Here is a 20023-nt window from a genome sequence, read left to right on the forward strand (position 1 = left end):
GGGAGCCCATGACGACACCGCCTTTATTGTGGACACTGGAAGAGATTAACCGTATGAGCAAGGAGGAATTTGTAGCGAACCTCGGCGGAATCTTTGAACATTCGCCATGGGTGGCGGAAGGTGCCTATAAGCATACTCCGTTTCAATCCGCTGCCCAGCTGCACGGCATGATGCTGGATACTGCGCGAAATGCGGAGCATAGCCGGGTAGAAGCGCTTCTGCGTGCACACCCGGATCTGGCGACCCGGCTCCAGGTGAGCCCGTTATCGGCGTCAGAGCAGCAGGGGGCGGGACTGGACCGTCTGAGCCCGGAAGAATTTGCAAGGCTTACGGAATTGAACAGGGTGTATACGGAGAAATTCCGCTTTCCTTTTATCCTGGCCGTGCGCGGCAAGGATAAGGATGACATCATTCAGTCCATTGAAGCGCGTGTGAACCGTTCGCAAGAGGAAGAGTGGGAGCAGGCGCTTGCCGAGATCGGCAAAATTACCGCCTTCCGGCTGAACGATCTGATCCGGGAGAAGGAAGCATGAGCGGGCGCTTGACGACTCATGTGCTGGACCTGTCGCGGGGACTGCCGGCCGCAGGCATGAAGCTGCAGCTTTGGAATCTTGCGGAAGGTACAGGGAAGCTGCTGCGGGAAGCGGAGACGAATGATGACGGCAGGCTGGATGCTCCGTTGCTGGAAGGAGCGGAGCTGGTTCCCGGCTGCTATGAGCTGCTGTTCATGGCAGGGGATTATTTTCGCGGCAGCAGACTGGAGGAACGGCTCGGCGATGAAGAGGTTTTTTTCCTCGAGCAGATCCCGATCCGGTTCAATATCACCAATGCTTCAGAGCATTATCATGTTCCGCTGCTTGTTGCGCCCGGAGGATACAGTACATACCGGGGAAGCTGAGAAGAGCAGGAGTAAATGACCGGAGGTGGCCGATTCATGGAGGAAGCATACGAGCTTATTATCAGAAATGGGGATGTTGTGCTGCCCGGAGAAGTGCGCAAGCTGGATGTGGGGGTACAGGACGGCAAAATTGCCGCACTGGGCCAGGGGCTTCAGGCAGCAGCAGCTACAACTGTTATTGATGCAGAAGGGCAGTATGTGCTGCCGGGGATGATTGATATGCATGTCCATTTTAATGAGCCGGCGTTCGGTCACTGGGAAGGCTTCCGCAGCGGTTCGGCTGCACTGGCGGCAGGAGGCTGCACCTGTTATGCGGATATGCCGCTGAACGGCAATCCGCCTACGGTGAACAGGGCTGCGCTGCAGTTGAAGGCAGAAGCTGCCTCCGGGAACTCAGCGGTGGATTATATGCTGTGGGGCGGTCTTGTTCCGGGGAATCTGGCAGAGCTTGAAGGGCTGGCGGCGGCTGGAGTGACCGGGTTTAAGGCTTTTATCTCCAATCCCGGCGGCGAAGGGGAAGGGCGTTTCCGTGAGGTGGATGACGGGACGCTGTTTCTGGGGATGCAAAAAATCGCCGCTCTCGGCGGCATTCTCGCCCTGCATGCGGAAAGCGAGGACATTACAGCCATGCTGTCAGCGGGGGCTGTCCGCAGCGGCAGGACCGGAGCGCGGGATTTCGCGGCTTCCCGGCCGGCGATGGCGGAGCTTGAGGCAGTATCCCGGGCGCTGCTCTACAGTGAGCGTACCGGCTGCCGGCTGCATTTTGTACACATCAGCACCGCCGCTGCGGTTGAAATGATCCATGCCGCCAAGCGGCGCGGGCTGGATGTGACCGCAGAGACCTGTCCGCATTACCTGGTGCTGAATGAAGACAGCATGGAACAGCTCGGACCGGTAGCCAAATGTGCGCCGCCGCTCCGCAGCACGCAAGAGCAGCAAGAGCTGTGGAAGGTGCTGGCGGAGGGCCGGATTGATCTGATAGCCTCCGACCATTCGCCTTGTCCGCCGGAGCTTAAGTTTGATCCGGGTTTAACCTTCTTTGAAGCCTGGGGCGGCATTTCCGGGGCGCAGAGCAGTCTGGAGCTGATGTTCCACGAAGGCGTGCATATGCGCGGTTTGCCGGTCACCCAAGTCTCGGCGTTGCTGTCGGGGCAGCCTGCGCGGCGTTTTGGACTGGATCACCGCAAAGGCTCCATCGCTCCGGGGCTGGACGCCGATCTGGTCCTGCTGAACCCCAAAGCCGGTTATACGCTGGCTGCTGGGGATCTGCTCTACCGGCACAAGCACAGCCCATATATCGGAATGACTTTATCCTGCAAGGTCACAACGACGGTCTGCCGGGGGAATGTGGTATACACCGCTGAACAAGGAGTGGTGTCGGCGGATAAAGGAGAGTGGCTGCAGATTTATAACGCGCAGCAGGCTCCATGATGAAGCCGGTCATTCAAGTACCGGCTGCGGCCATGCTGGAGCTGCTTCAGGAGCTGACGGCATTCAGCGCCCCGGGGCCGGGGGTTACCCGGCTGCTGTACACGCCGGAGTGGAGCGGGGCGCAGCATTTTTTGCAGGAAAAAATGGCTGGGCTCGGACTTGAGGTTCATACGGATTCCGTTGGCAACGTCTTTGGACGGTTGAACGGATCAGAGCCTTCCAGCAGTGTCATCCTGACCGGATCGCATATCGACACCGTTGTGAACGGCGGCAAATATGACGGGGCTTACGGAGTGGCAGCCGCTGTCACTGCGCTGCATTATTTGGCGGAGACGTTTGGACCGCCGCTGCGGACGCTGGAGGTGGTTGCGTTCTGCGAGGAGGAGGGAAGCCGCTTCCCGCTGGCCTTCTGGGGCTCAGGCAACGTAACGGGCCTGTATAACGGATGGGTGGCCGATTCCATTGCCGATCCGGAAGGTGTTACACTCATGGAGGCAATGAATGCCTGTGGACTTGGCACCGGGGGCAGCCGGATTGACAGTGAAGAGTCTTCCGGTAGAGGCGCGGATTCCGCCCGGAGAGAAGACATCGGGATGTACGTCGAGCTGCATATCGAGCAGGGCATCCTTCTGGAGCAATCGGCAGAGCAGATTGGGGTTGTCCAGGCGATTGCCGGCCAGCGGCGCTTCACCGTGAAGGTGACGGGAACAGCCAATCATGCCGGGACAACGCCGATGGGGCTGCGCCGGGATGCGCTTGCCGGCACAGCGGAGATGCTGTGTGCGCTGGAGCGGTCCGCTGCGAAAGCGGGAGCTCCGCTTGTAGCAACCGCCGGCAGGCTGGAGGTCATTCCGGGCACGCCGAATGTGATTCCGGGCGAAGTGCAGTTCACGCTGGACATCCGCCACAGCGAGGCGGCACGGCTGGAGAGCTTCTGCGCTGCGCTCGCGGCAGCATTCGGAGAAATCGCGGCGCGGCGCGGGCTCGCGCTTGAGCTTGTGCCCACGCTGGCTACCTCTCCGGCACCGATGAACCAGGCGCTCTGCGGGGCGCTTGAACAGATCTGCCTGGAGCAGGGGAGAAGCTTCCGCCGCATGGTAAGCGGGGCGGGGCATGATGCCCAGCTGTTTGCCCCGAAGTGCCCGGCGGCCATGATTTTTGTACCCAGCCGGGCGGGAATCAGCCATTCGCCGGAGGAATATTCTTCGCCGGAAGAGCTGGCGGCCGGGCTTAATGTGCTGACGGCGCTATTATATAAGCTTGCCTACGAGGCAAGCTGAACCTATAGAGGGAGAGATGACCATGAAGCGGTACGAAGATTTGTCGCCGGCCCTGCGGTGCATAATGACTCCAGGGCCGGTGGAGGTCGATCCGCGTGTGCTGCGGGCGATGTCTTTTCCGGTACTCGGCCAGTTTGATCCCGAATTTACGGATATTATGAATGAGACGATGGGGATGCTGCGTGAGTTGTTTGCAACGGGGAATCAATGGGCTTTTCCCGTGGACGGCACCTCCCGCTCGGGTATTGAGGCCGTTATGGTCAGCCTGATCGCGCCCGGCGACCGGGTGCTGATTCCGATTTTTGGCCGGTTCGGCCATCTGCTGCATGAGATCGCCGAACGCTGCGGGGCCGAGGTGTTCACTATTGAGACGGCATGGGGCAGTGTATTCGCCCCGGAGGAAGTCATTGCTGCGATACGGAGCTTTAACCCTGATGTGGTGGCGATGGTTCATGGCGAAACCTCCACAGGCCGGGTGCAGCCGCTGGCAGAAATCGGGCGGGCGTGCCGCGGGCACGATGCGCTGCTGATCGTCGATGCTGTGGCAACCATCGGCGGTGTGCCGGTGGAGACGGATGCCTGGATGCTGGATGCCGTCATCGGCGGCACGCAGAAATGCCTGTCCGTTCCGTCAGGCATGGCCCCGGTCACCTACAACGAACGTGCCGAAGCCAAGCTGATGAAGCGCAAGCAGGTAGAGCGCGGACTGCGCACTGGCGGCGCTGCGCGCAGCGAACTGCCTGTGGTGGGCAGCAATTATTTTGATCTGGGCATGCTGCAGGATTACTGGAGTGAACAGCGGCTGAATCACCATACAGAGATGACGTCCATGCTCTACGCGCTGCGGGAAGGCCTGCGGCTTGTGCTGGAGGAAGGGCTGGAGAAACGATATGCCCGGCATGTCCTGCACGAACGGGCGCTGACCGCCGGACTTGCGGCAATGGGGCTGAAGCTGTATGGTGACCCTGAGAGCAAGCTGACGGTCGTGACCTGTGTGCTTATTCCGGAAGGCGTGGACGGCGAATCGGTCAGGGCCATGCTGCTTGAGCGCTTCGGCATTGAAATCGCCAGCTCGTTTGGCCCGCTCAAGGGTCTGATCTGGCGGATCGGCACGATGGGCTTCAGCTGCCGGGAGAACAATGTGCTTCGTCTGCTGGGAGCGCTGGAGGCCGTGCTGCTGCGGCACGGTTATGCTGTTCCGTGCGGGCTTGGCGTACAGGCGGCGCTTGATGTATATGAGGCTTAAGCCGGGGTGAAACATCCCGGTATATAGAGTGAACTTGAAAAACGAACCAAAGGGAAAAGGGATGGAGGGGAAGTTTGGAACTGTAGGAGCGAATGCGTCCGCCTAAAAGCTTTCCGTAGGAAAGCTCGCTATCTTCAGCATAGGCAGTCTGCGGATTTCCACCGCGAACAGCGGTATAAATTGAAGAAATCTGCAGACAACAGCGGCCGGAAGTCCAAACATTCTCCGTAGTCCCGACGAAGTCTCTAATGTTAATATCTTAAGTTCACTCTATATAGTATGCCTGCACAACCCGCCGCGGGCTGTCCCGGGGGCGGCAGTAAATAGATGTTGAATTCAGAAACGGCTGCTGGTCCCGGAAGGGGAACAGTGAGGCCGTTTTTGCTGAATATATAGAGAGGATGTATATTGGATAGTGAATCTAAAGGAGTGAGAGACATGTCATTTACAAGAAAACCGCTCGCGGACTGTGTGCCGGAGCTTGTAGCCACTGCCCGTGGCGATTTGCCGGCCACTCTGGTCATTACCGGGGGCAAGCTGGTCAATGTCTGTTCTGGTGAAATTCTGGAGGGGATGTCCGTTGCGGTACAAGGCGGACGCATCGCCTATGTTGGCAAAGATGTCTCGCACATGATCGGCGAAGGCACCCGGGTCATCGAAGCAGCCGGGAGATACATCGCTCCGGGAATGCTGGACGGACACTGCCATATTGAGAGCACGCAGCTCACCGTAACCGAATTTGCCCGTGCGGTGCTTCCGCTTGGGACAACGGGCGGATTCTTCGACGCGCATGAGATTGCCAACGTGTTCGGACTGAAGGGCATCCGGCTGATGCTGGAGGAGATGCGCGGAACACCGCTGGCTGCTTATATGCAGGTTGCCTCCTGTGTGCCTTCTGCAGGTCCGGAATTTGAAACAACCGGCGCTTCCATTGGGCCGGAGGAGGTAGCGGAGGCATACACCTGGGGCGAGGATGTGATCGCGCTGGGCGAAGTGATGAACTTCCCCGGTGTGGTCTACGGAGACAGTAAAATGCTCGGGGAAATTCAGGCAACCCTGCGTGCCGGCCGGGTGGTGGATGGGCATTTCACCTGGCCGGCGGATGACTGGAGACTGCCTGTGTACGCCGCCGCTGGCGTGACCGGCGATCATGAGTGTGTCACAGCCGAGGATGTGATCGAGCGCGTCCGCCTGGGCATGTATGCCCAAATGCGCCGCGGCTCCGCCTGGCATGATGTGGCGAAGACGATCACCGCGCACACGGAGCATGGGCTGGACCCGCGCCGGATGCTGCTCGTGACCGATGACCGCAGTTCGGAATCGCTGCGCGATGAGGGACACATGGATTTTGTGGTGCGCCATGCCATCTCGCAAGGGGTGAAGCCGGTTACCGCTTTTCAGATGGCGACGATCAACACGGCCGAGCGCTTTGGCGTTGCCCGTGATATCGGCTCGATTACTCCCGGCTCCTGTGCCGATATCATTTTACTGGATGGAAATCTGGCGGATGTGCATGTGGTGATGACTATTGCGGCAGGTGTTGTAGTTGCTGAAAATGGCATCATGACCGCTTCGCTTGCACCATATGCCTATCCCGGCGAGGTGCTGGCTTCGGTGCATTTGCCGCAGCTGCCTGTGGCGGAGGATTTTGTGATCCGTGCGCCGATTGAATCAGGCAGCGTCTTAACCCGGGTCATCCGGGTCATCGAGAACCATGTGGAGACGGAGGAGCTGATCCTGGACCTGCCGGTCTCAGAAGGCAGACTGCAGGTCGGGAATGGCCTATGTAAAATAGCTGTCTTGGAGCGGCACAAAGGGACCGGCAACAAGTCGGTTGGTGTTGCAGCGGGAATCGGCTTCCATGAGCCTGCGGCCATCGCCATGACCGTTGCCCATGACAGCCACAATGTGCTGGTGATTGGCAATGATGACGGGCTGATGGCACAAGCGGCGGGGGCGGTTGCTGAAGCTCAGGGCGGTGTGGCTGTAATTACAGGAACCGGAACCACGCTTTTTCCGCTGGCTATTGCCGGACTGATGTCTGTAGAGCCCTTCGAAATGGCAGCAGCTAAGTCTGCGGCGGTCAGCAAAGCGCTGTATGATTCGGGCTGCACGCTGAATTATGCCTTTATGACCTTGTCCCTGCTTGCGCTGGCTGTAATCCCGACATTGCGCATTTCCGATAAAGGCCTGGTCCGCATCTCACCGGAAGAGGGGATTAAACTCGTATCCTTGTTTGTCTAATCTTGAATAGCCGGTCCTAGGCGATGGGGTGTCTGCAGTCATTATTTTACTGGGACACCCCATTTTTGTGTAGGGCGTGCCCAGAAAGCACGTATCTTCTAGCCGGTGAAAGTCCGGTCACGGGAGGGGCCAAGCCCCCGTGTAGCTGGGATGCCTGCGTACGGCGAAATCTGTGCGTAGAAGCGCATCGACAAAAGTCCGGTCAGAGACAGGGCGAGCAACCTGCTAGGCCGTAACATGAAGTGAATCCTGCCGCGTCGTCACAAAGGCCCCGCAAGGGGGGAGAGAGGAAGTCGAGCCTCGCCTATACGGGTGAAGACCACGGAAGCTGCAGAGAACTTGGAACGGCAGTGAAGAATCCTCCGGCGTATGGGGATCGGCATGGAAGGAAAGAAGACGCAGTGAACTGGGGAGACCCTCCCCCACACGGGAGGAATTTTTTTTTTAGAAACCCGTAAAGAGACGCTCTATAAGTCCAAAAGATGAAATGAACCGTCTGTGGGAAGGGAGTCCGAGGGGCTCATAATACCGAAGAACCTAAGGACAACATAACCTTAGGGAGGGAAGGAGCCCTGCTTTGTTTATGCTTTTGGAGGAGGTACGAGTGAGTGAATGCCAAAGGGCTAACGACACCAAAGGAAAAAGTTCAAGAACTCCAAGAAAAGCTAGGTCATGCGGCCAAGGAGAACAAGAAGCGTAAATTTCATGCGCTGTATGACAAGGTCTACCGCCCGGATGTGCTGTGTGAAGCCTGGAAACGGGTGAAAGCGAATAAGGGAGCAGCAGGAGTAGATGCCGTGACGCTCGCAGACATCGAGGAACGAGGAGAAACGAACTTCCTTAAGACCTGTGAGCGAGAATTGAAAGAAGGCAGCTACCATCCGCAGCCTGTGCGGCGGCACTATATCCCAAAGAAAGACGGGAAGCCAAGGCCGCTGGGCATACCCACCGTGCGCGACCGAGTCATACAGATGGCAACCAAACTCGTGATTGAGCCCATCTTCGAAGCAGACTTCGAAGAAGTATCCTTCGGATTTCGCCCGAAGCGAAGTGCGAAAGGAGCGCTGGAACGAATCCGGAAAGCCTGCAACCGCAAAGGAAATTGGGTAGTCGACGTCGATATCCAAGGTTACTTCGACAACATTAATCAAGAGAAGCTCATGAAACTGGTACAGATGCGTATCAATGACAGGAGAATCTTGAAGTTAATACGGAAATGGCTTCAGGCGGGAGTTATGGAAGAAGGAAACGTGAGGCGTTCCGATTTAGGGACACCACAAGGTGGCGTCATCTCACCGCTGTTGGCGAATATCTACTTGAACTACTTTGACCGGCTATGGGAGAAACACGGAAGTGGATTGGGGGAACTGACCAGGTATGCAGACGATTTCGTCGTAGTCTGTAAAACGAAAAAGGACGCCGAACATGCCTATGAGCTCATAAGCAGAATCATGGAACGTCTGGAGTTAACTCTACATCCGACCAAAACCCGCATTGTAGGCCTGTGGACAGGAGACGAAGGATTCGACTTTTTAGGAATGCACCATCGAAAAACGAAAGCAGAAACTTCCCAAGGGAAGGTATATTACACCACACAGCAATGGCTAACGAAAAAGGCAGAGGAGCGCATCCGAGGCGTGGTCAAAGAAAGATTAGCCCCTCCGAGCATGCGCTCAAGAACGTTGGCGGAACAGGTGGAATGGCTCAATCCAAAGATTCAAGGATGGAGAAATTATTACTACACGAACTACAGCCAAAAGAGATTAGCGAAACTGGATTGGTATATTTTGCAAAGATTAACCCGGTGGTACGCGAAGAAGAGACAACGCGGGAGATGGATGAGGTCCAGGTCAGAAGTTAAATATTTGACCATCCAATATGGACTAAAAACGCTATTGTAATCTGCATGCCCATGAATGACGAACATCGGAAAGCCGTATGAGGGAAAACCTCACGTACGGTTTGATGAGGAGGGGCTGGGTTGCACCAGCCCTTTACTCTAGAATAATAGCTTAACAGGGTCTGTTTGCTTGGATTTTTCAGACCCTTTTGGCGGTCAAATGTAAACAATTTGTAGACGAAGCCTATAAATTAACCAATTCATCACAATAAGAAACATATTTTTATAAATTTTTTATAAAAACATTAACAATCTGCAGGAAATAGACGATAATATTTTTAAATTAATTAAAATTATTGCATATTGTGAAGATAACAAGGTACGGAAAGACCAAATATGTGGAACGGGGTGTATGAAATGATGAGATTAGATACGCAGGACATCGTGAATATCACCAGAAAGCAAATTGCTGCGATTTTTAAAATAGAGCCGGTTGAACTGAGATTCGTCAATGATTTTCAAGGGGAGCAGTATCTGCTCACGAATGATAAGCTGCATCTCAGCAACCAGCACTACTGGGCCAAAGTCATGGATTGTGTTTTTGACAGCCATACCCGGCCGGTTCTGATGTGCGAGGTGCTGTACTTCCTGAGAAGCGAATTTTTGGAAAGTGATATCAAGCTCCGCTTCTCTTATGATTTTGCAGAAGGTGCCAATGGTGCGGCGACGGCTTGGGCCGAGGTCAGCTTCAATGACTCGCCGGAACTGCAGCCGGAGGAGATTGCCGAATTAATCGATTTTGCATTGTCCCTGCAGGATAAGCAATGGTTCGAGGAATTAACCGCCAAATACAAGCAATTGACCGTATGAGAATACCGATCATTCATCGCTTCCTTTCGGAATCAGGTTGACAAGCCGCTTCTCCCGCATGACTATATGCGGACGGGCGGCTTGTTTTTTTGAATTATAGGGGGGATTTATATGCTCGGCGCCTGAGTGAAATGAGAGGTAGAAATACCTTTGATTCGGCCAGAAGTGAGCAATTGAGTGAAATGAGAGGTAAAGTCCCTTTGATTTGGCCAGAAGTGGGGAATTGAGTGAAATGAGAGGTAGAAATACCTTTGATTCGGCCAGAAGTGGGCAATTGAGTGAAATGAGAGGTAGAAATACCTTTGATTTGGCCAGAAGTGGGCAATTGAGTGAAATGAGAGGTAAAAGTACCTTTGATTTGGCCAGAAGTGGGCAATTGAGTGAAATAAGAGGTATAAATACCTTTGATTTAGCCAGAAGTGGGCGATTGAGTGAAATGAGAGGTAGAAATACCTTTGATTTAGTCAGAAGTGGGCAATTGAGTGAAATGAGAGGTAAAAGTACCTTTGATTTGGCCAGAAGTGAGCATCGAGCAGGGTCCCTTCTTAGTGGTGTCGTAATCCAGGGAATACCTTTGCCTGACCAGGCTCCAAATCCTGGTGCACAACTTACTTTACGTCATCTGAAAAGGTGGAATCGGCCGGATTAGTGCTCCTTTTTCTAGCTGACGCTTGCTGAGAGAGGGGATGGGGGAGATTGAAGTTTGCTTTTTTCACTTGGCCGTAGCCTGGTGCAGCAAGAATGAAATTACAGGGGGAAGCATAGGCTTACCAGACGGCGTGAATTGCAAAATCCCCCGGTAACTCTAACGGCTGTGCGGCCTCGCAGCTGTTTTGCTCTGATTAACCACATACACGGAATCCCTCTAGATCCAGCCTAGGGCATTCCGTTCTACCAGCTCTGCCAAAAAGCTGAGCCACTCCTCATTGTCATTGAGGCACGGTGCAGCAAACAAGTTTTCCGGCTGCCCGCCGCCTGCGGCGAAATGCTCCCGGCCTTCGATGGCCAGCTCATGCAGGGTTTCCAGGCAGTCGGTCGTAAGGCCCGGGGAGAATATCATAGGTCTGCGGATCCCGCGTCCGGCGAGCTCCTTCAAGACTTCAGAAGTAGAGGGACCGATCCATTCCTCCCGTCCGAAGCGGGATTGGAAGGCGGCCTGCCAGCATCCCGTCTCCCAGCCCATAGCCTCAGCAAGCAGGCGCGCCGTCTCCAGACACTGCAGCGGGTAAGGATCTCCGGTATCTGCATATCTGCGGGGAATGCCATGGAAGCTCAGCACATAATAGTCCGGCGGCGTGCTTAAGCGGCTGATCTGCTGCATAAGATGCTCTTTCATTGCCCAGATATATCCCGGTTCATTGTAGTAGGCTTCCATGAAACGTAGTGCGGGTACAAACCGTTTGGTGACCGGCCCGCTGGCGCTGCGCCGTCCGAGAGCGGCGAAGCTCGCCGCATCATAAACCGAAGCGGTTGTTGTAGAAGAGTATTGCGGAAAAAGCGGAACAACGACCACCCGTGTGGCGCCAGCCGCTTCCAGCTTGCCCATTGCCTGTTCCATGCTTGGCGCACTATAGGCGAGTCCTAATTCAACTAGATAACGGTTGCCGAGCAGCCGCTGAAGCCCGGCACGCTGGTCCAGTGAATGAAGCAGCAGCGGCGATCCATCCTTTTGCCAGATCTGGCTGTACAGCAGTGCGGAGCGGCGCGGCCTGATGCGCAGAATAATTCCCCTGAGCAGGGGCTGCCAGAAGAATGGCGGATAATCGATAATCCTGCGGTCTGACAAAAACCGGCGCAAATAGGGCCGGACAGCCTTGGCAGTGGGGGCTTCCGGTGTTCCAATCTGAGCGAGAATCACACCGATAGGAGCGGGGGGCAGCATAACATAAGACTCCTTTCCATCAACTTGACATCACTCCAAAATATCACATCCATTATTGAGAATACAATATAAGGAATCACATGATTATCATAAGGCGGAGTAAATGGAAGGAATTGAGAGGGGAAATAAGTATGTCTTTTAGGGTAATTGTAAAATAGTGATGTTTCTTATAGGGTATGTGATTTAGTATACAGAGAAGCAAAGGAGTATTTTGATACATTCAAGCCAGAAATTTGCCGCTGGCAGACTTGAATCCTTTCTTTTGTGAATTAATTCACCTTTTTATGTGAAATGTTTCACCTTTAATGAGGCATATAAAATGGATGGCATCTTTGGATGCACGGATGGGTCGCGCAGGATCGGGAGAGGGGGGATGACCTCTAATGTCTTATGAAGGAGGCTTCATAAGAACAGAAGAGAGCCGAAGAGAGATGACTATGAAGAAGCTTGGATGTGAAAGGCCACTACTACTGGGGATATGATAAGGAGAATACTCATTGAAAAAGCTAATTTCTTTGACTGTCAGCGCAGCTTTGCTGCTCGCGCCACTCGCGTATACGATTAATGCACCTGCCTTGAATCTAAAGGTGGATGCGGTTTCAGCGGCTTCGGAGGAGGCACCTGCGGCTACAGCCAAACCGGCTGAACCAAAACCGGCAGCGAAACCGACGGCAAAACCAACAGCAAAACCAACAGTGAAACCCAAACCAACCGTGAAACCAACACCGAAGCCAACAGCGAAACCAACCCCGAAAACTACGGCTAAACCGGCAGCAACGGCCAAAGCGACCGCCAAACCTGCAGCGACCGCAAAACCAACGGCAACCGCCAATCCTTCAGCAACCGCCAAGCCTGTTGCAACAGCTAAACCTGGCTCAACAGTGAAACCAACGGCAACGGCTGCACCAGCTGTTACCGCTGAGCCAACTGCAACGGCTGCACCAGCTGTTACCGTTGAGCCAGCTGCAACCATTGCACCGGCAGCGGCTGCAAAACCCGTAACGGTTAAGCAGAATGTGTATCAGGACGGAGTGTATACAGCTTACGGCAATGCTTACTCCAAAGGTACCGAAGGCGCTAAGGTAACCATTAAAGACGGTAAAATCACTGACATTGAGCTGCTGAGAACCAGCCCGAAGCTTATCGACAGAAATGCCCGCGAGAATTACAGCGGCGTGTGGGTGGCCTACAAGCTGATGAAGGACAGACTGCTTGGCCAGACCAGAGACAGCGCAGCAGCAGTGGATGCGGTTTCCGGCGCAACACGCTCCAGCAATGGCTGGAAGCTGTCGGTCGACAGAGCATTTGAAAGAGCACTTAAGGTCAAGCCGGCGGATGCTGTTTATTTTGCAGGCGACCATATGGGTGTAGATCCGGAAGGCAAATATGCTGTATTCGCCAGCTATGATGCTAATAAGCTTACTGCGGTGAAGCTGTATCCGCTGAACGCAGCCGGAGATTTCGTGGACGAAAAAACCTACACAGCAGAACAAACTGCAGCAATTGCCGCAATTACACCTGTACTGCTGGCAAACGGTTCTTCCGCCCAGCCAGTTGCCGGCTTCGAAGCGGAGTCCAAGGCTGCCATCAAAGCTTTCTGGGATGCAGAACAAAACGCAAGCATCAACAACACCTCGGCGTATATTGACGGGTTCTATTCTTCCTACGGCACTGCAAGAAACGTGGGCGTAGAAAGAGCAGATGTGGTGATCCGCAATGGCAGGCTGGTTGATGTGAAGCTGTACAGATTGGGCACCAACCTGATCGACAGAGGCGCAACCGCTTATGCTGAAGTAGTGAAGGCTAACGCTCCAATGACAGCCAAACTGCTTGCTAACGGTTCTTATATCGCTAATTATAATGAGAAGGTAGACGGAATCTCCGGCGCTACCGAAAGCAGCCACGGCTGGAATCAGGCTGTAGAAAGAGCTTTTGGGAAGGCTCTGAAGGCTCCGGCTGCCGGCCGGTACTTTGACGGCAAATTTGCCGGCGTGGACAATGCATCCAGGATTTTCATTCTTGTTGATGTAGCAGCAGATCAGGTAACTAGCATCAAATTGAGCTTGTTCGGAACAGACGGCAAACTGATTGCAGACGATAAGCTGACTGCTGAACAGAAAACTCTGGTTGAACAATTGACTGCCGGACTTCTTGACAAAGGCGTACAAATCGCTGACGTTACGGGACAGGAAGCGTTGACCGCAGCGGCGAGAGCCGCACTGACAGACGCTTTGACCAATGCTTCCAAGGAGCAGGGTGCTTATAAAGACGGCACCTTCACTGCCTATGGCGACGCTTATGACAAAGGAACGAACAAAGCTGATGTTACTCTGCGCAACGGCAAAATCGTAAATGTTGCTCTAAGCCGTGTAGGCATGAATATGGTTGACCTGGGCAAAAATGCTTATGCTGAAGTGCAAAAAGCGCTTCCTCAGCTCACAGCCAACTTCTTTGCCGCCGGCACCAGAGAAGGTGTGCAGCAAGTGGATGCGGTATCCGGGGCAACGAGCAGCAGCAATGCATTGAAAGCTGCGGTGGACAGAGCTTACGGCAAAGCTGAAGTTGTTGAGGCCGGCAAAGCCGCTTACTTTAACGGAACTTTTATTGGTGTAAGCACCGACAAAACTGTAAATGTAATGGTTACTGTAAAATATAACGTTCCAGTGACCATGGTCGTGTATTATCTGGATGCAGCAGGCAAAGTAAAAGCTTACGATCAGCTGACTGAAGCTGAAAAGGCTGTAAAGGCAGAAATCGAAAATACTTCGTCGGGCAATGGCCTGCATAAGTATGGGTACCGTGCAGCGGCATTTGGCAGCAATGATGCTGAGAAGGAAGTCTCCGCCAAAGCGGTTGAAGCCATCAAAGCTGCACTGGAAGCAGCAGGAAAATAATTTTTTTAGGACATCATTAAGGGTTGTTCCGGGTCATGCACATGGCCTGGAGCAACCCTTTTTTCAAGCAACAAGATTTTCGGAGCTGGCGGAATTGGGTAAAAACGGCTTGTGATAGGACAAGGGCATAATTAGAAATAGGAATCGTATAGTAATTAAAGGGATTTTGGAGATGAATGTCTAAAGTTTAATATACACAAACAGGCTTAGGTCCTGTTAGTAATAGGAGGCTCCAAAAATGACACTAATTAAACAGCTATCTCCACAGGATGAATTTGTCGGCTTTTATCTGCTGCGAGAGCTGGCAATCAAACAAACAAACGGTACTCCTCCAAAGGATTATTTTGATATTGTTCTGGGTGATTCCAGTGGCCAGATCTCGGCCAAGTACTGGGATGCAAGCACAACGGATAAAGAAACCTTTTTCCCGATGGCGCTGGTGAAGATCCGCGGGATTGCGCATACGTACCGTGAGAAGCTCCAGGTGAAAATAACCAAGATCAGACTCGCCAATGATGGTGACAACGTCTCTCTTACTGATTTTATCAGGTCCGCCCCGATCCGGCCGGTTGATCTGATTCATACGATTAAAGGCGTTATGGCGAGCATCACTGACCCGGAGATCGCAACGATCGTATCTTTTTGTGTGGGTAAGGTGGAAAAGAAATTAATGCATTATCCGGCGGCCAAAACCCATCATCATGCTTATTTTGCCGGACTTGCCTATCATATGGTGCGGATGCTGGAAATCGGCGAGTTTCTCTGCAAGCAGCGTCCGTTCCTGAACCCCGACCTGATGAAGGCGGGAATTATTCTGCATGATATCGCCAAGCCGGAAGAGATGATTTCCCAGTTTGGGATCGTGTCTGATTACAGTGTGCAGGGCAAGCTGATCGGCCATATCTCCATGGCTTCGAACTGGATTACCGAGGCGGCGATCCGCTCTGGCATTGATTTGGAGTCGGAAAAAGTGCTCGGCCTGCAGCATCTGGTATTATCCCATCATAACCTGGGTGAATGGGGCAGCCCGGTGCAGCCGCAGACGGCGGAGGCCGTGGCCCTGCATCATATCGATGCGCTGGATGCGAAGCTGCAAATGGTAGAGGATGCGCTGGATACGACACCTGAGACGGAGGAATGGACGCCGTTCATCCGGGGGCTGGAGAATAAGGCTGTGTACCGGATGAAGATTTAATTTTCGCGTATGGATGTTCAGAAGAATGTAAGTCTTCGGCAACGATTTTAGCCGTCCATATTTATGTCAAAGACCACCTGCTTAAGCAGGTGGTCTTTTAAAAGCTTCACGCTGTAAATTATCCTTCTTTTTCTCGCTGAAACGGGTACCTGAAAGCGATACTCTGTATCGCTGCTTCGGAAGTAGGCTCCTAATAAGGACGGCATAGCCGTTTCTACTTGAAAGATAAGAGCTTATATGTTTTGGGGGAATTGACTTCCCCCTTATTTAACTGTAATACAGTGTGAAAAAATGTGGATATCTTGGAAGCCTCACAGGAATATACGCGATGCAGGAGGATAGGGCTCCATTCGCGGACTGATGCGGACCGATGCGGACCGAGGAGCCCTTATTTTGCCAAAAATCTTACTTTTTCAGTAGTTACGGACTCAGTCCGTTAGTCTTGCGGAATAGCCGAATTTTCTATCCATAACGGCTTTCCTGTCCGTAACGGCTGCGGATCGATCGCAAAGGAATAGGGCGATCCGTCTTTACCGGCTTCCTCGCAGGTGCTAGTTGGAAAAAGGGAACTTATTTTTCCGAAAGTTAAGAAATCCTGAGAGTGAAGTGGAAAAAGTAAAACTAATTGGGCCACATTTCTGGTCCAATGGCGAAATGGGTTGAATTAGTGTCCCTTTTTCCACTTCATCTGCCCGAGGATAGGGTACTTCGGCAAATTAGTGTCCCTTATTCCACTTAAAGAGTTACCGTAGGATTCATGGGGAGTCGTTCTCCAGGTAACGCTAGAACCAAGACGGCTGCGCTGTCCCGTGGAGGACCGCACAGCCGTTTTGGTTCTGAATGCCAAGCTATGCTGTGAGAAGCAACGCTCTGGATTTATATGTCAAAGGTTTAATATATGTTAAAGGATTGACATATGTTAAACCTTTGACATATAATCGGATTAAAGATGATTTGAAAGTGCTTCCAAATCATCTTTATACAAACTACCGATGGGGGAATGTACACATGAAAGGATTTAAAAAGGTATCTTTAACAGCGCTTACTTTGATATTATCCGCCTCTTTGTCTGCCTGTGGAAGCAGCGACAGCAAATCCACCACCTCTTCAGATAAATCCGGCACGGATAAAAGTGTCAAGATCACTTTGCTTAATTCCAAAGGTGAAATTCAAACCCAATTAGAGGATGCGGCCAAGAGCTTCCATGAGGCATATCCTGACATCACACTGGAAGTTCAGCAGGTGCCGAGCGGCACATCGCCTTTTGAAAGAGCTTCCACGCTGTATGCCTCCGGAAATCAGCCTACCATGATTATGCTGGATACCGGGGATGTAGCCAAATTCAAGGACCACATTCTTGATCTGAGCGATGCGAAGTGGAATGGCGACGCTATTGACAGCGCGCTTGATCTGACTACGTTTGACGGCAAAAACTATGCTTTCCCGCTGGCGGTTGAAGGGTATGGCCTGATCTACAACAAAGCAGTCCTGGATAAAGCTGTAGGAGGGAACTTTGATCCTGCTTCAATTAATACCACTTCTTCACTAGAGGAGCTTTTCAAGAAAATAGAAGCCAGCGGAAAGAAAGCACTCACCATTTCTCCGATGGACTGGTCGCTTGGCGCTCATTATCTTTCTCTGGCTTACGGAGGGCAGAGTAAGGATAGCAAGGAGGTTGCCGGCTTTATCAGCTCTCTTAGAGCAGGAACTGTGGATTTGTCCTCCAACAAGGTATTTAACGGGCTGATGGACACCTTCGATGTGATGATGAAGTACAACATGGATCAGGCCTCTCCGCTTTCTCCAACTTATGAGAAGGGACCTGAGGTGCTGGGCAAGGGTGAAGTAGGCATCTGGTTTATGGGCAACTGGGCATGGCCGCAGATCAGCGGCTTTGATACAGCCGACAAGCAATATGGCTTCCTCCCTGTGCCTGTCAGCAATAATCCCGATGACTACGGCAACACCCAAATTTCTGCTGCTGTAAGCAAACGTATTGTTGTAGACAAGGAGAAGACGACACCGGAGCAGCAGGCTGCGGCCAAAAAATTCTTTGACTGGATCGTATATGAACAAGCCGGACAAGATTTCCTGGTGAATAAAGCCAATATCGTCCCTGCCTTCAAGAACATTACTATGGAGACACCAGATCCGTTAGGCAAGTCGATTCAAACCTATTTGGCTGCTGGCAAGGTGGAGCCGTCTCTGAGCGATCTGCCGGCCGACCACTGGACCAAGGTGGGGGCATCCATGCAGAAATATTTGTCCAAGGCCGGTGACCGGGCCACTTTGGCCAAAGAAATTCAGGACTATTGGAAAACAGTAAAGTAAGGTGATTCTGCCGGCGGGGCTGTTTCCTGCCCTGCCGGTTTTCAACACGAAGGAGAGTGAACATGCGATGACTGGAGAAAAAGGCTTTTGGAACCGGCTGCGGCTGCGGCTTCTGTTTACTGGGCCTACCTTGTTTGCCTTTTTGACCGTAATGATTATTCCTTTTGTATATGGCATTTACTTAACGTTTACGAGCTGGGACGGCATTTCTGTTGGACATACTTTGGTCGGCTTCCGGAATTACGGATCGGTTTTTGCGGACTCGGAATTTTGGAGCTCCTTTGGGCTTACCCTCAAATACGTGCTGTTTACCGTAGTGCTCACCAATGTATTGGCCTTTATGCTGGCTTACGCGCTTACCAAAAGAGTCAGGGGCCAGAATGTTTTCCGGGCGGGATTTTTCATGCCAAACCTGGTGGGCGGCATCGTGCTGGGTTTCATCTGGCAATTTATTTTTAACAATGTACTGGTCTACCTGGGGCAAAAAGCCTCCATCGGCATCTTCAGCGCATCCTGGCTGGCTGAACCGGGCAAGGCCTTCTGGACGCTTGTGATTGTTACCGTCTGGCAGTATGCCGGATATATGATGGTGATCTATGTGGCAGGTTTAACCGGTGTGCCTGCCGATATACAGGAAGCCGCCAGCATCGACGGAGCGAACAGCTGGCAAAAGCTGACCCGTATGACTATTCCCATGATGGTGCCTTCGTTTATCGTATGTCTTTTTCTGTCATTGCAGCGCGGCTTTATGGTCTATGATTTGAACTTGACTCTGACTAAGGGCGGCCCATTCGGCTCCACACAGCTTGTCTCCATGCACGTGTACCAAAAAGCCTTCTTGTCGCGGGATTACGGTGTCGGCCAGGCTGAAGCGTTCGTCCTGTTCCTGCTCGTGGCCGTAATCACATTGCTGCAGGTATATTTCAGCAAAAAGATGGAGGTGGAAGCCTGATGCGCGTCCAAAGACAGCTTGGCTCAGCGGCAAAATTCGTTGTGTTGGCTATACTGCTGGTTCTATTTCTCGTTCCCTTTCTACTGCTGATGCTGAACTCCCTGAAAGAAAACGCGATGATTACTTCTAACCCGCTGGCCCTGCCTACCAGCTTTAAATTCGCCAATTACAGCTATGCCTTTAAGCAGATGAACTATGTAGACGCGTTCACCAATACTATTATCATCACGGCCCTCAGCGTCATTCTGATCGGGATTTGCGGCGCCATGACCGCCCACTATTTTGTCCGCAATCCCAGCAGGCTGAACCAGAATACATTTCTGTTTATGGTAGCGTCCATGATTATTCCGTTCCAGGCGATAATGATTCCTTTGGTGAAAATTTACGGCTCTCTCGACATGCTGAACAGCAAGACTTCCCTGATCTTTATGTACCTGGGTTTCGGCAGCTCACTGGCCGTGTTTATCTATCACGGTTTTATTAAGAGCATCCCTAAGGAATTGGAAGAGGCCGCGATGATTGACGGTTGCTCCAGAATAAGAATGTTCTTTCAAATTGTATTTCCGGTCCTGGTACCGACGACGGTGACCATCGGAATTCTAAATGTATTATGGATCTGGAACGACTTCCTGCTGCCATCGCTGGTCCTGGTAGAGGCTGGACAACGCACTTTGCCTCTGTCCACTTATTCCTTTTACGGCACCTACACGGTCGATTACGGTCCGCTGATGGCGAGCCTGATGTTGACCATTCTGCCGGTAGTGATTGTGTATTTGTTCGCTCAAAAATACATTATCCAAGGTGTTATGCAGGGTTCGGTGAAGTAGCTTTCTGCGAAATTGATTTGATGCACCAATATCATTCTGGCGGCACAGAGTGGGGGCCAGTGCACTGGGGACACGCCACAAGCCGCGATTTGATTCATTGAGAGCATCGGCCCGTCTGAGAGAGCGGAGCTGT

At 52.6% G+C, this 20023-nt stretch carries 16 protein-coding genes; 15 read left to right on the forward strand and 1 reads right to left on the reverse strand.

Features of this window, described 5'->3' with window-relative positions:
• Positions 1–8 precede the first annotated feature (8 nt).
• From uraD to PRIO_RS35420, 9 genes are all read left to right on the forward strand, one after another.
• Positions 9–533, forward strand: coding sequence for a 2-oxo-4-hydroxy-4-carboxy-5-ureidoimidazoline decarboxylase (uraD, locus tag PRIO_RS08025; RefSeq protein WP_039790489.1), 525 nt, complete (start codon positions 9–11; stop codon positions 531–533).
• Complete coding sequence (uraH, locus tag PRIO_RS08030; protein ID WP_046501811.1) at positions 530–898, forward strand: hydroxyisourate hydrolase; 369 nt, start codon at positions 530–532, stop codon at positions 896–898. The genes uraD and uraH overlap by 4 nt, the downstream gene beginning before the upstream one ends.
• A 36-nt stretch (positions 899–934) precedes the next feature.
• The gene (locus PRIO_RS08035) at positions 935–2329 is read left to right on the forward strand and encodes an allantoinase (protein WP_020431238.1); all 1395 of its coding nucleotides are present in this window, start codon (positions 935–937) and stop codon (positions 2327–2329) included.
• Positions 2326–3609 carry a Zn-dependent hydrolase gene (locus PRIO_RS08040; protein ID WP_046501814.1) on the forward strand — a complete coding sequence of 428 codons (1284 nt, stop codon included), beginning with the start codon at positions 2326–2328 and terminating at the stop codon, positions 3607–3609. The genes PRIO_RS08035 and PRIO_RS08040 overlap by 4 nt, the downstream gene beginning before the upstream one ends.
• 22 nt (positions 3610–3631) lie before the next feature.
• A complete protein-coding gene (locus tag PRIO_RS08045; RefSeq protein ID WP_020431241.1) occupies positions 3632–4855 on the forward strand; it encodes a pyridoxal-phosphate-dependent aminotransferase family protein in 1224 nt (407 codons plus the stop codon).
• A gap of 438 nt (positions 4856–5293) precedes the next feature.
• The gene (locus tag PRIO_RS08050) at positions 5294–7099 is read left to right on the forward strand and encodes an adenine deaminase (protein ID WP_020431243.1); all 1806 of its coding nucleotides are present in this window, start codon (positions 5294–5296) and stop codon (positions 7097–7099) included.
• 608 nt (positions 7100–7707) lie between these two features.
• The gene (gene ltrA / locus PRIO_RS08055) at positions 7708–9000 is read left to right on the forward strand and encodes a group II intron reverse transcriptase/maturase (RefSeq protein ID WP_020425999.1); all 1293 of its coding nucleotides are present in this window, start codon (positions 7708–7710) and stop codon (positions 8998–9000) included.
• Between the two features lie 356 nt (positions 9001–9356).
• Positions 9357–9809 (forward strand): IDEAL domain-containing protein, encoded by a 453-nt coding sequence (locus tag PRIO_RS08060; RefSeq protein WP_039835926.1) that lies wholly within the window; start codon positions 9357–9359, stop codon positions 9807–9809.
• Between the two features lie 223 nt (positions 9810–10032).
• Complete coding sequence (locus PRIO_RS35420; protein ID WP_144412091.1) at positions 10033–10458, forward strand: hypothetical protein; 426 nt, start codon at positions 10033–10035, stop codon at positions 10456–10458.
• Positions 10459–10674: 216 nt separating this feature from the next.
• Here PRIO_RS35420 and hemH read toward each other — a convergent pair whose 3' ends face one another.
• Entirely contained in the window at positions 10675–11691 is a 1017-nt protein-coding gene (gene hemH, locus PRIO_RS08065; RefSeq protein ID WP_020425993.1) for a ferrochelatase, read from the reverse strand.
• 497 nt (positions 11692–12188) lie between these two features.
• On the opposite strand from hemH, the gene PRIO_RS08070 reads away from it, so the two are divergent.
• The 6 genes from PRIO_RS08070 (at position 12189) to PRIO_RS35425 (ending at position 19991) form a co-directional block, all read left to right on the forward strand.
• Positions 12189–14585, forward strand: a complete 2397-nt coding sequence (locus PRIO_RS08070; RefSeq protein ID WP_020425992.1) for an FMN-binding protein — start codon at positions 12189–12191, stop codon at positions 14583–14585.
• A 238-nt stretch (positions 14586–14823) separates the two neighbouring features.
• Entirely contained in the window at positions 14824–15780 is a 957-nt protein-coding gene (locus tag PRIO_RS08075) for a 3'-5' exoribonuclease YhaM family protein (RefSeq protein ID WP_020425991.1), read from the forward strand.
• Between the two features lie 1008 nt (positions 15781–16788).
• Positions 16789–18111: an ABC transporter substrate-binding protein gene (locus tag PRIO_RS08080; protein WP_020426006.1), complete on the forward strand. Its 1323-nt coding sequence runs from the start codon at positions 16789–16791 to the stop codon at positions 18109–18111.
• 67 nt (positions 18112–18178) lie between these two features.
• Positions 18179–19063, forward strand: coding sequence for a carbohydrate ABC transporter permease (locus PRIO_RS08085; RefSeq protein ID WP_039785360.1), 885 nt, complete (start codon positions 18179–18181; stop codon positions 19061–19063).
• On the forward strand, positions 19063–19890 hold the full coding sequence (locus PRIO_RS08090; protein WP_020426004.1) for a carbohydrate ABC transporter permease: 828 nt from the start codon (positions 19063–19065) through the stop codon (positions 19888–19890). The genes PRIO_RS08085 and PRIO_RS08090 overlap by 1 nt, the downstream gene beginning before the upstream one ends.
• A gap of 20 nt (positions 19891–19910) precedes the next feature.
• Entirely contained in the window at positions 19911–19991 is an 81-nt protein-coding gene (locus PRIO_RS35425; RefSeq protein WP_231869936.1) for a hypothetical protein, read from the forward strand.
• Positions 19992–20023: the final 32 nt, after the last annotated feature.

Source organism: Paenibacillus riograndensis SBR5, from assembly GCF_000981585.1.
Taxonomy (GTDB): Bacteria; Bacillota; Bacilli; order Paenibacillales; family Paenibacillaceae; genus Paenibacillus_AQ; species Paenibacillus_AQ riograndensis.